The following is a 16,333-nucleotide window of genomic DNA, read 5'->3' as shown; positions in this document are numbered from 1 at the left end:
TCTATTATCGACCCGATGAACTGACCCATGAGCCAATGTCCTTGCGGTTCCTCTCTTTCCCTCGCCCAATGCTGCGGCGCGCTTCACGCCGGCCAGGCCGCCACTACCACCGAGCAGCTGATGCGCTCCCGCTACAGCGCCTTCGTGCTGGGCTTGGGGGAGTACCTGGTCCACAGCTGGCACCCGGACTATCTGAACGGACTGACCGCTGATGAACTCTCCCAGACCGACACCCAATGGGACGGACTCGAGATCATCGCCGCCCAGGGTGGCTCTACGGATGAAGCTGGCATGGTGGAATTCAAGGCCTGGTTTCTGGAGGGCGAAGAACGTCACTGCCTGCATGAGCGCTCCCGCTTCATGCGCCACCAGGGGCGCTGGGTCTACACCGATGGGGAACAAGATCCGGCGCCGCTGCGGGTCGGTCGCAACGACCCCTGTCCCTGTGGCAGCGGCAAGAAGTTCAAGAAGTGCTGCGGCTGAGCGCCGTGACTCGTGTCGACAGAGGGGGCCCGGTGGCCCCCTCTGCTGTTGCTGGAGTGTGACAACAATCACGATTTGCTCATTAACGCCCCCTTTGGTGAGCGTTTGCGAACATTAACTTGGCCCATATCAAACATTTTCCACCAGACAGGCGCCACACTGGCCTCATCTGGAAGAGATGAGACGGGCAAGAATGAAAAGAATCACCACAGAAGTCGTCATCATAGGGGGTGGCGCCACCGGGGCCGGCATCATGCGCGACTGCGCGCTGCGCGGCATCGACTGCATCCTGCTGGAGCGGGACGACATCGCTGCAGGCACCACGGGGCGCAACCACGGCCTGCTCCATTCGGGGGCACGCTACGCGGTGACGGATCCGGAGTCCGCCCGCGAATGCATTCAGGAGAACCGCATTCTCAAGCGGATCGCCAGCCACTGCGTGGAGGCGACCGGCGGTCTCTTCGTCACCCTGCCGGAAGATGACATCAATTTCCAAGGCACCTTCATGGAAGCCTGCGCTCTGGCGGGTATCGACACCCGCCAGCTGGATCCCCGCGAGGCGCTGCGCCTCGAACCCAACGCCAACCCGGCGATGATAGGCGCTATTCATGTGCCGGATGGCACGGTCGATCCCTTCCGTCTCGCCGCCGCAAACGTGCTGGACGCGAAGGAACATGGCGCGCGCATCTTCACCCACAGCAAGGTGCTGGGGCTGTTGCGTACTCAGGATAGGGTACACGGGGTCAAGGCCATCAACACCCGCACCGGCGAGACGTTCGAGGTGGAGTGCCAGGAGGTGATCAACGCCGCCGGCATCTGGGGCCAGCAAATTTGCGAATATGCCGATCTCGGCATCCGCATGTTCCCGGCCAAGGGCTCATTGCTCATCATGGATTACCGCATCAACCAGCTGGTGCTCAACCGCGCACGAAAACCGGCGGATGCTGACATCCTGGTGCCTGGCGACACCATCTCCCTCATCGGCACCACCTCGAGTCGCATCGACTACCACAAGATTGATCAGCTCACCGTCGACCCCGAAGAGGTCGAGGTGTTGCTGCGCGAGGGGATAAAACTGGCCCCCATCATGGCCCGCACCCGCTTGCTGAGGGCCTATGCCGGGGTACGCCCCCTGGTGGCGGTGGATGGCGACGAGAGCGGCCGCAACATCAGTCGCGGCATAGTGCTGCTGGATCATGCCGAGCGTGATGGCCTCAAGGGCTTCAACACCATCACCGGCGGCAAGCTGATGACCTACCGCCTGATGGCGGAGTGGGCCACGGATCTCGTCGCCAACAAACTCGGCAACAACAGGCCCTGCCGCACCGCCGAACTGAGCCTGCCCGGCTCGCGGGATCCGGAAAAGGTCTCCGCCCCCGGCCTCTCTGTGCCGGTCGAAGGCTCGGCCCAGTACCGCCACGGCGAGCGGGTCATCGCCTTTTTCCGCGACAATCCCAAGGCCAACGCTCTCATCTGCGAGTGCGAGATGGTCACCGCCGGCGAGATTGAATACGCCCTGCGGGAGCTCGACGTGGACAACCTGGTGGATCTACGCCGCCGCACCCGTCTGGGCATGGGCCCCTGTCAGGGAGAGCTGTGCGCCTATCGCGCCGCCGGCCTGATGCAGGAGTACGGCAAGGCCGACGGTCGTCAGGCTTGCGTCATGCTGCGCCAGTTCCTGGAGGAGCGCTACAAGGGCACCCGTCCGGTGCTCTGGGGCGATGCCCTGCGCGAAGCGGAATTTACCTACTGGATCTACGAAGGGCTGTTCGGCCTTGGCGAGTGGACGGCCCCCCACCTGGTGGCCGAGCCGCCCTTCCCGCTCGATGCCAGCACCGCAGCCAACCCCACCAAGGAGTGCAGCCATGAAATTTGACAGTATCGTGATAGGTGGCGGCATGGCGGGCCTCTCGGCGGCGCTGCGTCTGGCCGAGGCGGGTCAGAAGACGCTGCTGATGGCCTCGGGCCAGAGCGCCCTGCACTTCTCCTCCGGCTCGGTGGATCTGCTGGAGAGCGAAGGCGACCCTCGCGCCGCCCTGCCCGCCTTTATGGCCGAGCACCCCGATCATCCCTACAACAAGGTGGGTCTTGCCAGCATAGAGGCGAGCCTCGCGGATCTGCAGCGCCACTGCGCCCTGCAGGGCTTGCCCCTGTTTCGCCAGGAGCGCAACCACCAGCGCCTGACCCCCATAGGCACCCTGAAATCCACCTGGCTCTCCCCCGAGACCTGCGCCTGCGTCACTGAGGCGCCCGCACCGGACGTCCTGCTGCTGGCGACGCTCGAGGGTTTTCGTGACTTTCACCCCGCGCTGGCGGCGGCCAATCTGGCGACCCACTCGCGCTTCGCCCACAGCCGTATCCTGACTGGTGAAATTCGCCTGCCCCAGCTCGCCGCGTTCAGCCACAATCCCCACGAGTTTCGCTCTGCGGACATCGCCCGCCTGTTTGACAAACAGCAGCACGACAAGCAGGACCTGCTGACGGATCTGGCCCGCGAGATAGGCCGCATGATGCAGGAGTGCGGCGAGCCGGGCTGCCGCCATATCGTACTGCCCGCCTGCCTGTCCCTGGGGTTGGTCGGCCCCCGTCTGGCGGAGCTTGAGCAGCGCACCGGCTGCACCATCAAGGAGGTGGCCACCATGCCGCCGTCCCTCATCGGGATGCGGATGCAGGAGGCCCTCAAGCGCCGCTTCCTGGCCCTCGGCGGCACCTTCCTCACCAGCGAGCGGGTGCTGGGCGCCCGCTACGAGGGCGACAGGGTGGTAGGCGTACACAGCCAGAATGGTGACGATCAGCTGTTCGAGGCGAACCACTTCGTGCTCGCCTCCGGCAGCTTCTTCAGCCGCGGGCTGGAGTCCCGCCTCGGGGGCATTCGCGAGCCCATCTTCGACGCCGACGTCTTGAGCCTCCCCGAGCGTGACACCTGGGCCGGTCGCCGCCTGTTCGATCACCACCCCTTCATGGGCTTCGGGGTCAAGACCGACGACCAGCTGCGGGTGCTGCGCGGCGGCACCCCCCTCGCCAACCTCTATGGCGCCGGCAGCGTGCTGGCCCACTACGATCCCGTCAAAGAGGGCTCGGGCTCCGGGGTCGCCGTCGCCACCGGCTGGCAGGCCGCCGGCCATATTCTGGCGGAGGGCTGAGATGCCTCCCCTCCACTTCCTGACTGCGGGCAGCCAACTGCCCGTTCGACAATCCCATTGCCGCGTCCCTTGCGCTTTTCATCCGGCCCGGGAGGAGTAAATCATGCTACTGGATCATGCCAACCAAACCTTCGATCAGTGCATCAAATGCACTGTCTGTACCGCCTACTGCCCGGTGGCCAAGGCCAACCCCGCCTACCCAGGCCCCAAGCAGGCGGGCCCGGATGGGGAACGGCTGCGCATCAAGAGCCCCGAGCTCTTTGACAGCGCCCTCAAGTACTGCACCAACTGCAAGCGCTGCGAAGTTGCCTGCCCGAGCGGGGTGCGCATCGGCGACATCATAGCCCGGGCCAAGCACCAGTACGGCGGCTTCAAACCGGGAGTACGCGAGTTCGTGCTCTCCCACACCGATCTGATGGGCAGCATGTCCACCCTGATGGCGCCCGTGGTCAACTTCACCACCGGCCTCAAGCCGATGAAGCTGGTGCTGGACAAGGCGCTGGGGGTCTCCTCCCACCGCGATCTGCCCAAGTATTCGCAAGGCACCTTCCGCGGCTGGTACAAGAAACAGAAAGCCAGTCAGGCCCGCTTCGAACGTCAGATAGCCTATTTCCACGGCTGTTACGTCAACTACAACCACCCGCAGCTCGGCAAGGAGCTGATGCAGGTGCTCAACGCCATGAACATCGGCATGCAACTGCTGGAGCGGGAGAAGTGCTGCGGCGTGCCGCTGATTGCCAACGGCTTCATGGACAAGGCCAAGCAGCAGGCGGCCTTCAACATCCAGCAGCTGGAGAACACCCTGCTCGGCAACGAGATGCCGCTGCTGGCCACCTCCTCCACCTGCGGCTTTACCCTGCGCGACGAATATCCCCACCTGCTGGAGCAGGACAACCACAAGGTGCGCGATCGCATCTCGCTGGTGACCCGCTTCCTGTGGAACGAGTTTTACCAGGGCAACAAGCCGGCGATGAAGCCACTCAATCTGCACATCGCCTACCACACCCCCTGCCACATGGAGAAGATGGGGGGCGTCATCTATACCCTCGAGCTGCTGCGCGCCATTCCCGGGGTCAAGGTGACGGTGCTGGACTCCCAGTGCTGCGGCATCGCCGGCACCTATGGCTTCAAGTCGGAGAACTACCAGACCAGCCAGGCCATCGGCGAGGGGCTCTTTGATCAGATAAACCGGCTCAAGCCCGATCTGGTCATCACCGACTGCGAGACCTGCAAGTGGCAGATCGAGATGAGTACGCCGTTCCCCTGTGAACACCCGATCCATCTGCTGGCCCAAGCCCTGGCCTGATCCCCTTGCAATGCCAGGCCGGATGGCCCGCTCGGCAAAGGGGTCGATAGGTAAAAACCAGATAAAGGAAGAGCCGGCAAGCGCCGGCTCTTTTCATTCAGCTTGTCCCGCCATCTGTCCCATCAAGGGTGCTGGATGATCAGGCTGTGCTGATCCAGCATGGATTGCAGGATGTCGTGAGAGGAGGAGCCGCCGCTCAGGTTCCAGCCGCTCAGATCCACGTCCTTCAGGGTGATCTGCTGGGTCACCTGACCATCCCCCGCCGGGGAGACCGAGAGATTCACATCGCTCAGGCCCGCGCTGCCCGTGGTCACAGACGCAGAGAGGTGGCCCAGCAAGCCATCCACGCTGTTGTCGGTCACCCCCTTGAGCAGGTCCGCCAGATCTATCCTGTCCCCCTCCTCCGGGTGGAAATCGGTGACGGTGTCGATGGCAGGCTGCGTCGCGGTTCCCTCGTCACCCTGGCCCCACACGAAGAGATCGCTGCCGGCGCCGCCGCTCAGGATGTCGTTGCCCTGGCCGCCCCGGATCACGTCATCTCCCTGACCACCCAGGATCCGATCACTGCCGGTGGAGCCGAACAGCCAGTCTCCCCGATCCGAGCCAACCAAGTCGTGGCCGCTCTGGCTGTGGATGGTGAGGGTCTCCTCGGCCGAGCTCAGGGTGCTGCCACCCGCACTCGACTCGGCGGTCAGGATCAGGCTGTGATCCCCGGCCGCCAGATCTTTCACATAGAGTGGGACCGAGTGTTCCATGGGCAGCAGCCAGTCGCCGTTGTTGTCGGCATGACCCACGCTCTGGCCGTGTTCGTCCACCACCTGAGCACCGCCCAGATTCTGGATCCGCACCGACAGCTCGCCCGGTGCCGGGTTGACCACGCTGGCGCTCAGGTTGAGCGGCACCCAGGCCCCTTGCAGGGCGTGGATGTCGTGGGTGCCCAGCCCGAGCTGGGGAGCGTCCGCCTCGGCGGTGACAGTGATGCCGACCTGGGTGGTATCGGTGAGCGCACCGCCCGCCCCGGTATTGCCCCGATCCGAGGTGGTGATGGTGAGGTTGTCCTCTCCCCAGAAGTCCTTGGCCGGCTCGTAGTGCAGATTGCCGTTGAGCAGGCTGTTGAGATCATCGAGCGACCCTACTAGGGTCATTTCGTTGCTGCCCGCCCCCTGCACCGAGACGGCGCCCGCTGCCCCGAGCAGGGTCAGTACGCCATGCTCGACCCGCAACACCATGGACATGGGCGCACTGCCCGCATCCACGTCCTTGACACTGATCCCGGAGAGGGACAGCGAACCATCTTCCTTCACCGCCATGGCGTCCGGCACCTGGTTGATCGGGGCGTCGTTGACCGGTTGCACCTCGATGGACAGCACATCGGTGTCACTCAGGGCGCCGCCACTGCCGGTGTTGCCCCTGTCGTTGGTCACCATGGTCAGGGCATCCTGACCGTTGAAGTCCTGCTCGCCCTGATAGGTCACCCCGCCAGAGAGCAGCGCATTGATGGCATCCTGGGAGCCGCTCAACACCAGGGAGCCGGTGCCATTACCGGTCACTGTCACCCCGCTGCCGACCGGCAGGTTCAGGGTGCCGTGCAGTACGGACAGGGTCACCTCCATGGTGCTGCTGCCTGCATCCACATCGCTCACCTGCAGACCGTGAATGACGAAGGGTTGATCCTCCTGGGCCACCTGGGGCTCCCCTGGCAGCACGTTGACGGGGGCATCGTTGACCGGGCTCACATCCACCTGGATGCTGCCACCCACCTCGGGGCCAAGGGCACCATGATCCAGACTCTGAGCCGTCACCTTGATCTCCAGGGCGCCATTGGCGTCGTTGGTCACCAGCTCCACCGCATCGAGCCTGCCACCGTCCGTGGTGACCTGCCAGCGGCCGCCGCCCAAGTCCACCACAGTGCCGCTGACCCCGTTCGGCAGGCGAATTTCTGCCCCGTCCGGTACCCCTTCCAGGGCGACGCGCACCTGCTCGGGGCCATTTTCATGCACGTTGCCGGCACTGCCGCCGGTGGCCTGGGTATCCCGCGTCTCCAGCCCCAGGTTCAGGGTGATCACATCGCCCTCGGCACCGCTCGCCTTGCTTTCTATGTCGGCGATGATGACATCCCCCACCGGATTGACGGTGACGGTGAAGCCCGCACTGGTTTCAAGGGGCAGGGTCAGTCCCTTGTCCAGGGTAAACGCGCTCAGGGTCAGATCCACGGTGCCGCTGAAATCGGCAGGCGGGATCAGGGCCAGCCTGGTGAAATCGGTGCCCACCGGCACCTGCCACACCCCACCGCCGTTGTTGACCGCAGGGGCGGACAGGGTGAAGCCGTCCGGTACCCCCCTGATCTGCAGCCCCACTATCTGCTCGGAGCCGTCGGTGTCGATGAGGCTGGCCCCCAGCCCGCCAAGGCTGATGCTACCATCCTCGTCGCCGCTCACGTTCTGCACCGTGAGCTGGGCCGGATCGTTGACCGGCAGCACCTCGAAGCTCGCATTGCCGCTCCAGCTACCGCGATCCGTCCCCGTGGTGGCGGTGTCGAGAATGTCCACCTTGATACCCAGGGGGACCTGACCACTGAAGTGCTCCTTGGGCACGAACACCAGATCCTTGAGCGCCGCCGGGTCGTCCACCCTGAGGGTGGAGACCGGCTGGCCGTTCTTGTCGAGGAAGTGACCATATTGGGGATCCACGGTCACGACCACTCGCGCCACGGTCTCGAGACCGCCATTGGCCACAGTGGGGCTGATGTCCGCGAGCTTGACCGAGAGATCGAGGTGGATTTCGGTGTCTTCCAGGTTGTCCGGCTGGCCGTCGCCGTTCACATCCTTCACGTTCAGTTGCAGTTCGGGCTGACCGTCCGGCCCGCCGTTGATGTCTACCTCCGGGGTGATGGAGAGGCTGATATCCTTCTCCACCTGCTTGGTGTCACCACTCACGGTGTCGGTGTTGACCAGGCGCACCTTGAAGCCCAGGCCGTCGCCGGCATAGTCGTCAGGCAGGGTCAGGGTCAACTTGTCGAGGTCATCGAGCCCCCCCGGCAGCTTGATCAGGTACTCGCCGTTGACGAAGTCATAGGTGAGCCCCTGCACGTTCACGCCGGGGGGCAAGCCGGTGATGACGATGCTGAGCTCGTCGTCCCCGCTGTCCGCCGTGCCCAGGGTCACCATGTCCTTGAACTGGCTGCCGAAGTTGACGCCCTGATCCTCCACCCCGGTGATGGGGGCGCTGTTGTCAAAATCGACATCGGCGGCCACCTGGCCCGAGTGGGTTGCCCCCTGGAAATCGGCACTGGCGGTCATCTCTCGATAGGCCGGCGCGCTCAGATCCCCCTCGTTGTTGTCGCCAAGGTCGATCACCCTGGCGCTGACCTTGAAGATGACGGTGCCGGTGAAGCCGTCCGGGGAGCGCAGGGCATAGCTGCCGAGGGCATCGTGGGGAACGGTCCAGTTGCCCTGGCCATCGTGGATCCCGCCCACCACCACGAAGCCGGGGGGCAGATCGCTGATGACCAGGTAGTCGATGGTCTCGACGCTGCTGGGGTCCAGATCCTGGAACACGAAGACGCCGTCCAGCGGGATATCGTGCCCATCCGGGCTGATCAGATCTCCCCCCTGCTGCACCAGGTTGCCATCGGGCTCCACCACGGCCTGGATATCCACATGCAGGGTGCCGTCGATCACCTTCTCGGCAACGGCGCCCGAATCCACATCATGCTGGGTTACGGTCACATGGCTCTGGAGAGTGGTGTCCCGATCGCTGTCTTCCAGCCCCTTCACCAGCAGCTGGCCGCCGCCGAGCAGGCTCTGCAGCTCGGCGTCGCTCAAGTCTACGGCGCCGCCGGTGACCGTCAGCTGGGTATCCACTCCCCCGACCCGGATCCAGATCTCGTAACCCGGCGCTATGCCGGAGAGGCCGAGGTGCGTCACCTGTTCGGCGCCGTCGGTCAGGTCAGGCTGCCAGTCCAGCACGGTGAACTGATCCTCCAGGCCATGGCTGGTCCTGGCGTAGTCGGTGGCGTCGATCGCGGGCTCCACCTTGATGGTGAGCGGCACGTCGAAGCCCTTGTGATCCCCGTCGTTTTCGGTCACCACCACGTGGCCGATGAGGTGAAGATCGGCGGTGCTGTTGGGGGGCGGCAGGATCTGCAGGTTGCCAAGGCTCGACACGTCGACCTGATAGAGGGGGTTGCCCTTGCCATCGAGCCCGGCGAAGGTGAGGGTCAGCTCCTTGCCGTTGCCATCGAACACCCTGGCTCCTTCCGGCAGGCCTTCCAGCACCAGGTTCAGGGTTTCCGAGTGATCGAGCGGGGTATCCGTCCACTCCCCCGAGGTGAGCTTGAAGTCGAGCGGTGCCCGGCCATCCTCGGCGATGGTGATGCTGTAGCCATTGCCATCCTGGATCCAGTCGCCGGCATTAAGATCTAAATGGGACTCATCCACCACCCCCACCAGATCCACGTGCAGGCCCTGGGAGCCGGTCTCCTTCTCATTCACCACTGTGTGGGTCTGACCATTGGCGTCGGTCAGGGTGGCGCTGTCCTTCACGACGCCCTTGATGGTGAGCTCGAAGTCGACGTTGCTGTTCTTAGGCGGCTCGAGCTTGAGCTCACCGATGCGGTCATAGGGCACCTCGTAGTAGCCGTTGGCATCCAGGGTCACCGCCACGCCACCCAGCAGCAGGGTGGCCCCGGCGGGCAGGCCACTGATGCGCACAAACAGCTGCTCCGAGCCGTCCGTGGTGTCGCCCAGATGGCTAAGGACTATCTTGCTGCCCAGATCGAGCAAGGTATCTTCCTTGCCCTGGATCTCGCGCACGGTGAGCCTTGGCGTCATCCGCCTGCGGGTTGACGTTGATCACCAGATCCAGGGGATCCCCGAGCGCCTTGTTCTGGCCGCTGACCACAGGGCTCTTCTCCGTGCTCACCGGCGTCACGGTGAGCCTGATGTCGCCGCTGTAGTCCTTGCCGGGGAGCACGGTGATCTTGTTGATATCCCCTGCCGTCACCGTGTAGAGGCCGTTGCTGCCCGGCTGGAGCACCTTGCCATTCAGCGTCAGGCTGCCCAGGCCGGACTCCCACTTGATCTGGTAGCTCAGGGTCTCGGAGCCATCGGTGTCGGTGAGGCTGGCCTTCATATTGAGGGCGATGCCGCTGCTGTCCTCGCCCGTGCTGTAGTGCTGATGGGTGCTGCCCGCATCCCACAACGGCTTGTCGGCAATGCCCTGCACCGTGATGGCGAGATCGCCGGTCACGGCGGGCGGTGGCGTTCCCTCGGTCACCCCGACCTGCAGTTGCACCTGGAAGTGCAGCGGCTGCTTGTTGTTGCTCCAGCTGGACCAGTCATCCGCTGGCACGAAGGTGAGACCCTGGGTCTGGTAGTTGACGTTGTCCGTGGTCACCATGGCCGCCGGCGGCACGATGAACCACTTGCCATCGGCCGTGGTGGTGAGGGCCACCCCGTGGTAGTAGAAGGTACCGTGGACGTTGGCCGGCGCCTGGATCAGCAGTTGTTCCACGTGTTCGCCCCGGTCGAAATCGCCGATATCGAGGCGCATGTCGATGGCAATGCCATGGCCCGGATCCTGGGCTCCCTGATCTTCCTGCCCGGTGACCGCCTTCACGGTGAAGCTCACCGCCTCATCCTGCAGATTGAGGGTCAGGGTGCTCTCGGCGGTGTCGCCGTCACCGTCGACCAACTGGGCGCTGATGACCTGGCTAAGGGAGGCGGCATCGTGAGCGAAGCCGGGCCTCGGCGTGAAGCTGTAGTTGCCGTCCTGCCCTATGGTCAGGGATCCCATCACCTGCTTGCCGTCCGGGCTCATCACATCCAGGGTCAGGCTGCCGTTGATGGCATGCAGCTGGCCGTTCACGGTGACCGAGGCAACTCTGGCACCGTCGGCTCCCTCGTTGGCGGGGGGCAGCAGATCGCCGCTCACGGCGCTGCCGGTTTCGTTCAGGTGATGAGTCAGATGAGTACCAATCGGCATGTCATCCTGCACCTGCACTTCCACCGTCACGTTGGGGCTGCGATCCCCGTCAGAGTCGGTCACGAACAGCGGTATTTCGATACCCAGTTCATCCTTGCCCTGGGCGCCGTGATCGAGCTGGCCCACCAGGTGGACGCTGTAGCTGCCATTGACGTCGAGATGGACCCAGAACACCGGCTTGCCACCCTCCGCACTCGCCAGATACCAGCCAGGGCTATGGGCCGCCAGGGTCACCTCTTTGCCACCCGAGGTGAGGTTATTCGCCTGATTGAAGGCCGCCACATCCAGCTCGAGGGAGGCCACCCTGTCCGAGCCGGCGCCTATGGTCACCTGGCCGCCTGCCGTCTCCCCGTTCTCGGTGGGGGTGGTTCCCGGACGCTGGCTGCCGCTCGCATCCAGATCCGCCTCCTCGACCCGCACGGATTCTATGGCCGAGATCACGGGGTCGGCCGCATCGGTGATCACCGCCGTGGCGCTGCCGGTGATCACCGAGCCATCGCTGTCGGTCACCTTGACCGGCAGGGTCAGGCTGTCGCTCGCCCCGTGATCCAGGTTGGTGTGTACCTTCACCTGGTAGTCGAGGGTCGCGTCGGTATGCGCTTCGATACGGCCCGGCACGCTCGGCAGGGTAATGCTCAGCACCAGGGTGCCGCTCGCGGTCACCCCCTGGAAGCCGTGGCCGTTGCTGCCCGGTACCTCCTGCCAGGTCAGCGTCTCGCCGTTGTGGGTGATGGGGTTGCCGCTCCCATCCACCACCTGGCCAAAGAGGGTCAGCCGCACGTCGACCACGGGATCCGAGTCCGCGGTGATGGTCAGGGTGCCGCTGGCCTGCTGATCATCCGCGGTCTGGTTGGTGGCGGCGCCGTCGAAGCGGCCTTCACTGAGCGTCACCCCGGTCAGGGTGATGGTCGGGTTATCGCCCTCGACGAGGCTGACGTTGAGGGTGCCCGTGGTGCTGTCGTTGTTGCCGCTGCCCTTGTCGCTGTCGACGACATTGATCTTGAACGGCAGCTCGGTGGCACTGTCACCGCGCTGGTGACCCCCCTCAAACAGGGTCACCTTGTAGTCAAAACCGTTGCTGGCGGCCTTGTCGAGCTTGCCAATCAGCTCCACCTGGAGCACCTCGACGCGCTGGCCGTTGACCTCGACGTAACCCTTGAGCACCTGGTTGCCCGGGATGGCGGGATCCCCGCCCACCAGTTCGTATTTCACGCTCTGGCCCAGGGCGGTCAGGGCCGGTTGCTCGGCGGGATCGGCGAACGACACCTCACTCACCCGATCCGAGCCCGCATCGATCTGGAAGTGGCCGGTGCCGGTCAGCGGGTTGCTGCCATCGAGGTTGCCCTCATCCAGGCTCACCCCGCTGCCCGCCACGAAGACGGGCGCATTGCCGTCTTTGATGGTCAGCGGCAGCCGGGTGGAGACCCTGTCCCCGTCCTTGTCGGTCAGCGTCACATCGAGCGGCAGATTGAGGGACTCGCTCCCCTGGTGATCCAGCTCGCCGATCAAGGTGACCTTGGTTGTCACACTCCAGTTGCCGTTGCTCTCCACCAGGCTCAGCTCGGCCCGCAGCACCTCGCGGCCGTCCGCGCTGGTCCCCACCAGATCCCCGTTGGCATCCAGGGTGAAGGTGACCTGGCTGCCGTGGCTGCTGTATTTGCCATCCAGGCTCTGCTGAATGGCCGCGATATCGAACTTGAGGCTGTCGGGGGCCAGGGCATCAGCCCCGTGGCTCACGGTGAAGCTCATATTGCCCACCACGGTTCCTGCGCCTTGATCGCCCTCGGTCAGGCTGGTGCCGGTCACGGCGCTGATCACCGGGTTGGCCCCATCGCCGATGGCGACGGTCAGGGTGGAGGAGACTTTGTCGCCATCGGAATCGGTCAGGGTAAAGCCCGCCAAAAGCCGACTGTCGGCGCTGCCCTGATCCAGCGGCTGGTTCAGGGTGAAGATGTAGTGACCTTTCTGATCCAGCGCCAGCGTAAAGACGTTCTGGCCGTTGACGCTGCCGCTGATGCTGTTGCCGCTGACGCTGATGATCACGGGTGCGCCACCGCTGGTGAGCCCCTGCAGGCCCGGCTGGCTGGCATCGAATGCGATGTTGACCAGGGGGTCGGCACCTGCGGTGATGGCAAGATCCCCGATGAGGGTCTGGGCCGTACTCCAGTCGCTGTCTTCCACCAGAGTGAGGGAAACCGGGTCCACCTGCGGCAAGGCGCCATCGGTGATGGCTATGTTGAGGGTGCCGAGCTTGCTCTTGTCGCCGTCAAAGTCGGAGCCCTGTACCTGCAGCCCCAAGTTGACGCTGTTGGTGCCCACCGGTTGATCCAGCACGCCATCAAGCTTCACATGGTACTTGCCGTCCAGATCCAGGGTGACGGTCAGCACCGTCTTGCCACCCGCATCCAGCAGGGTGACCTGGTTGCCATTAACCTGATAGCTGGTCGGCTGGCCGCCGCTGGTGAGGCCGTTCAGGCCGGGCTGATTGGCCTCGAAGTTGAGGGACACCAGGCGATCGCTGCCCACGTTGATCGGCAACTGACCGTCCAGGGTCTGGCCGGCCCCGCCCTCCTGCAGGCTGACGCCGGCGTCTAGGCCGAGGCTCGGATCGGTGCCGTCATTGATGGCGATCTGAAGGTCGGCACGGGTCTCGTCGCCGTCTATCTCCCTGGCAGAGACGGATAGCCCCAGAGAGAGCCGGTCGTTGCCCTGATGGTCGAGGGGACCATTAAGCGAGACAGTGACCTTGCCCTTGACGTCGCTACCCGACTGGCTGGCGTCGAGTTCGGCTTTCAGCACCTCGACCCTGTTGCCGTTGCCATCGAGGTAATAACCGGTCAGCAGGCGATCACCGCTGAATTCGAAGCTGAGCACATGGCCGTCGCTGCTGAGCACGCTGCCGTTCAGACGAGTGAGGGTCGCTGCCTGATCGGCAAAGGCAAGGGAGTCCGCCAACAGGGGATCGGACTGGTGCCCGATCAGGAACGGGCTCTGCCCCACCACGGCATCTGTGTTGTCAAAGCCATCCTCGGTGAGGGTGACGGGGGCGATGGTGAAGTCCGGCGGTGTGCTGTCCACCAGCTCGACGCTGAGGTTGGCGTGTACCAGATCCCCGTCGCTGTCGCGGTACTCCTGGGCAAAGGGCAGGCTCAGACTCTCCTGGCCGTGATCCAGGCTCTGGTGCCAGACGATGCGATAGCTGCCGTCATTGGCCAGGGTCAAAGTGAAGACGGTGACGCCCCCCGCGCTGGCACTGAGGGTCTGACCGCTGATCTGATAGTTCAGAGGCGAACCCTGGCTGCTGAGGTTCATCTGCTCAAGGGCGCTCTGATCGGCGCCGAAGCTCACCTGCAGGTTGCCGTCCATGCCGGCGCCGGTATGGAGGGAGCCGCTGGCAGTGACCGGGCCCTTGGCCAGATCCGCCTCGGACAGGGTCAGTACGTCGCTCTGCCCGATGAGGGGAGCCCCGTCGATCACCCGGTTGCCCGCGAGATCCGTCACCTCGGCGCGCACCTCGTAGGGGCCTTCGATGCCAGAGAGATCCAGGCCGCTGAGTTGCCAGCGACCGTCGCTGCCCACCAGGGCGCTGCCGCTATGGAGGGTCCGGCCACTCTGGTCGATGAGGGTGATGGTGACGCGCTGGCCCGCCTCCACCTCGCTGGTGCTGCCGCTCAGGGTCACGTTGTCACGACCCAGGATGCTGCCGGTGTCGAGATCATCGATATCGATGGCGGCCCGGGTGTCGACGGTGACGGTCAGGATGTCGCTGGCCCGGTTGCCGGCGATGTCGACCGAGTCGACCCGAAAATCATGGGCGCCGTCGGTCAGGGTATCGGGGATGGGGTATTGCCAGTTGCCGTTGCCATCCACGGTGAGCACGGCCAGCACCTTGCCCTCCAGGCTCAGGGTGACGGTGGCGCCGGGCTCCCCCTTGCCCTGCAGCAGCGGCCTGGTGTCGCGGGTGAGATCGTCCACCTGACTGGCGCCGGTGTCGCTCTCGTCGCTGAGATCGAGGGTAATGGTGGTGATGGTGTCGAGCAGGGTCTGGCCAGTGTCACTGGCCCGGTTGCCGGCCGCGTCCTGGGTATCGGCCTGGATACTGAGCGGGCCATCCACCAGCTTGCCGGTGACGTCGCCGAAGTTGGCCTCCCAGACGAAGCCCGGCAGCACCACTGTGGTGGTGGTGAGGCGGTTGCCCTCCTGATCAATCAGGGTGACGGTCACCGTCTGGCCTACCTCGACGTCCTCGACGACGCCGCGAATGATGACGCCGGTCGCCTCGTCGCCGTTGATGATGTTGTCGGCGGTCTGGGGCTCGGTGATGGTGATGGCCGCCAGCAAATCCTGATCTTCCGAATAGAGCAGCTCGTCCCCTGGCAGGACTCCCTGATGATCGGTGTCAAAGCCGGCCTCCACCAGGGTCGCATCATTGATGCGATCCACCACCACGAAGCCGCCGGCGCTGGAGCCGACCACACCACCCGCAGTGCCGGCGGCCGCGTCACCGGCCGCGGTCTCCTCAAACAACTCGGTCGGGTCGGCACCCTGACGGATGGCCTCCTGCAGAGTGGCCAGCTCGGGATTCATGGCCCCGGCAGGACCCACTCCCCCCTGTTCGGGTTGGCTGGCATCGGGGGCCTCACCGGCAGGGTCAGCCAGCTCGAATCGCCCATCGGATTCGGTGAGCAGGCGCATCCCCGGCTCCAGTTGCATGCCAGGGGTGGCACGGCGCAAGGTGCCGTCGGCATCCATCACAACCACGGCGCCCTCCACCTGGGTAACAAGAGTCGGTTTCTCGATTCGCAGCTCGGCCATATATCCTCCAACGGGTAAACACAGGCTTTCCCAGAGATGAAGCGTAAGGAAAACCACCGTGACAGGCGGACATTTTACCGCCACCCCACCCGTGTAACCCTTCGCCATTTTCGAAAATATCGAAAGTAAATGCCGTAAAACATCCTATTTAATTCAATTAAACGCTGCGAACCACGGAGGGAATCGAGATATAACGCTTTTTTTCACGCCTCAGATGACAAACATGGCTCTTCTTCTCCCCGTTCATACGACAGCTTCTGACAGGCATCCATCCGTTCAGGGTTTACCACTATTTCACCAGGCGAACGTCAGACCTCCATCCCCATCACGAAAAAAGAATATATATTCACTTACACTTGAAGCCTCTCCGCACCATAGGGGCTGACCCCCTACTCGTCCTCACCCAGACACGCCTCTTCCACCCCGAGATGCTGGCTCGTCGCAGTGCGTCATCAAAGGATAAGGATGGGGATAACCGCTAGATTGGGCTCAATAATTCAATCTGGATCTCACTTTTTGCATTAGCAGTCCATGCCAATTGATCTAGCGCAACTCCCGGGGGGATAAATGATTATCCATTTTACCCATTTGGTATTATCTC

Annotated in this window: 4 protein-coding genes and 1 pseudogene; 4 read left to right on the top strand and 1 reads right to left on the bottom strand. The window is 64.1% G+C overall.

The window, feature by feature from the left end:
• Positions 1-27 precede the first annotated feature (27 nt).
• From ACB039_RS08345 to glpC, 4 genes are all read left to right on the top strand, one after another.
• Positions 28-483 (top strand): YchJ family protein, encoded by a 456-nt coding sequence (locus ACB039_RS08345; RefSeq protein WP_371165485.1) that lies wholly within the window; start codon positions 28-30, stop codon positions 481-483.
• A 193-nt stretch (positions 484-676) separates the two neighbouring features.
• Entirely contained in the window at positions 677-2,359 is a 1,683-nt protein-coding gene (gene glpA, locus ACB039_RS08340; protein ID WP_371165484.1) for an anaerobic glycerol-3-phosphate dehydrogenase subunit A, read from the top strand.
• A complete protein-coding gene (gene glpB, locus ACB039_RS08335) occupies positions 2,349-3,626 on the top strand; it encodes a glycerol-3-phosphate dehydrogenase subunit GlpB (RefSeq protein ID WP_371165483.1) in 1,278 nt (425 codons plus the stop codon). The genes glpA and glpB overlap by 11 nt, the downstream gene beginning before the upstream one ends.
• A 103-nt stretch (positions 3,627-3,729) precedes the next feature.
• On the top strand, positions 3,730-4,932 hold the full coding sequence (gene glpC / locus ACB039_RS08330) for an anaerobic glycerol-3-phosphate dehydrogenase subunit GlpC (RefSeq protein ID WP_371165482.1): 1,203 nt from the start codon (positions 3,730-3,732) through the stop codon (positions 4,930-4,932).
• A gap of 122 nt (positions 4,933-5,054) precedes the next feature.
• Here glpC and ACB039_RS08325 read toward each other — a convergent pair.
• Positions 5,055-15,732, bottom strand: a pseudogene (locus ACB039_RS08325) (retention module-containing protein).
• Positions 15,733-16,333 lie beyond the last annotated feature (601 nt).

Source organism: Aeromonas sp. S2(2024) (genome assembly GCF_041402505.1).
Classification (GTDB): Bacteria; Pseudomonadota; Gammaproteobacteria; order Enterobacterales; family Aeromonadaceae; genus Aeromonas; species Aeromonas media.
The sequence above is the reverse complement of the archived record's forward strand: the minus strand, read 5'-3'. Positions and strand labels throughout refer to the sequence as shown.

Coding starts and splice junctions, on each gene's coding strand:
- glpC (WP_371165482.1), top strand. CDS start 3,730: ATGCTACTGGATCATGCCAACCAAACCTTCGATCAGTGCATCAAATGC.
- glpA (WP_371165484.1), top strand. CDS start 677: ATGAAAAGAATCACCACAGAAGTCGTCATCATAGGGGGTGGCGCCACC.
- ACB039_RS08345 (WP_371165485.1), top strand. CDS start 28: ATGAGCCAATGTCCTTGCGGTTCCTCTCTTTCCCTCGCCCAATGCTGC.
- glpB (WP_371165483.1), top strand. CDS start 2,349: ATGAAATTTGACAGTATCGTGATAGGTGGCGGCATGGCGGGCCTCTCG.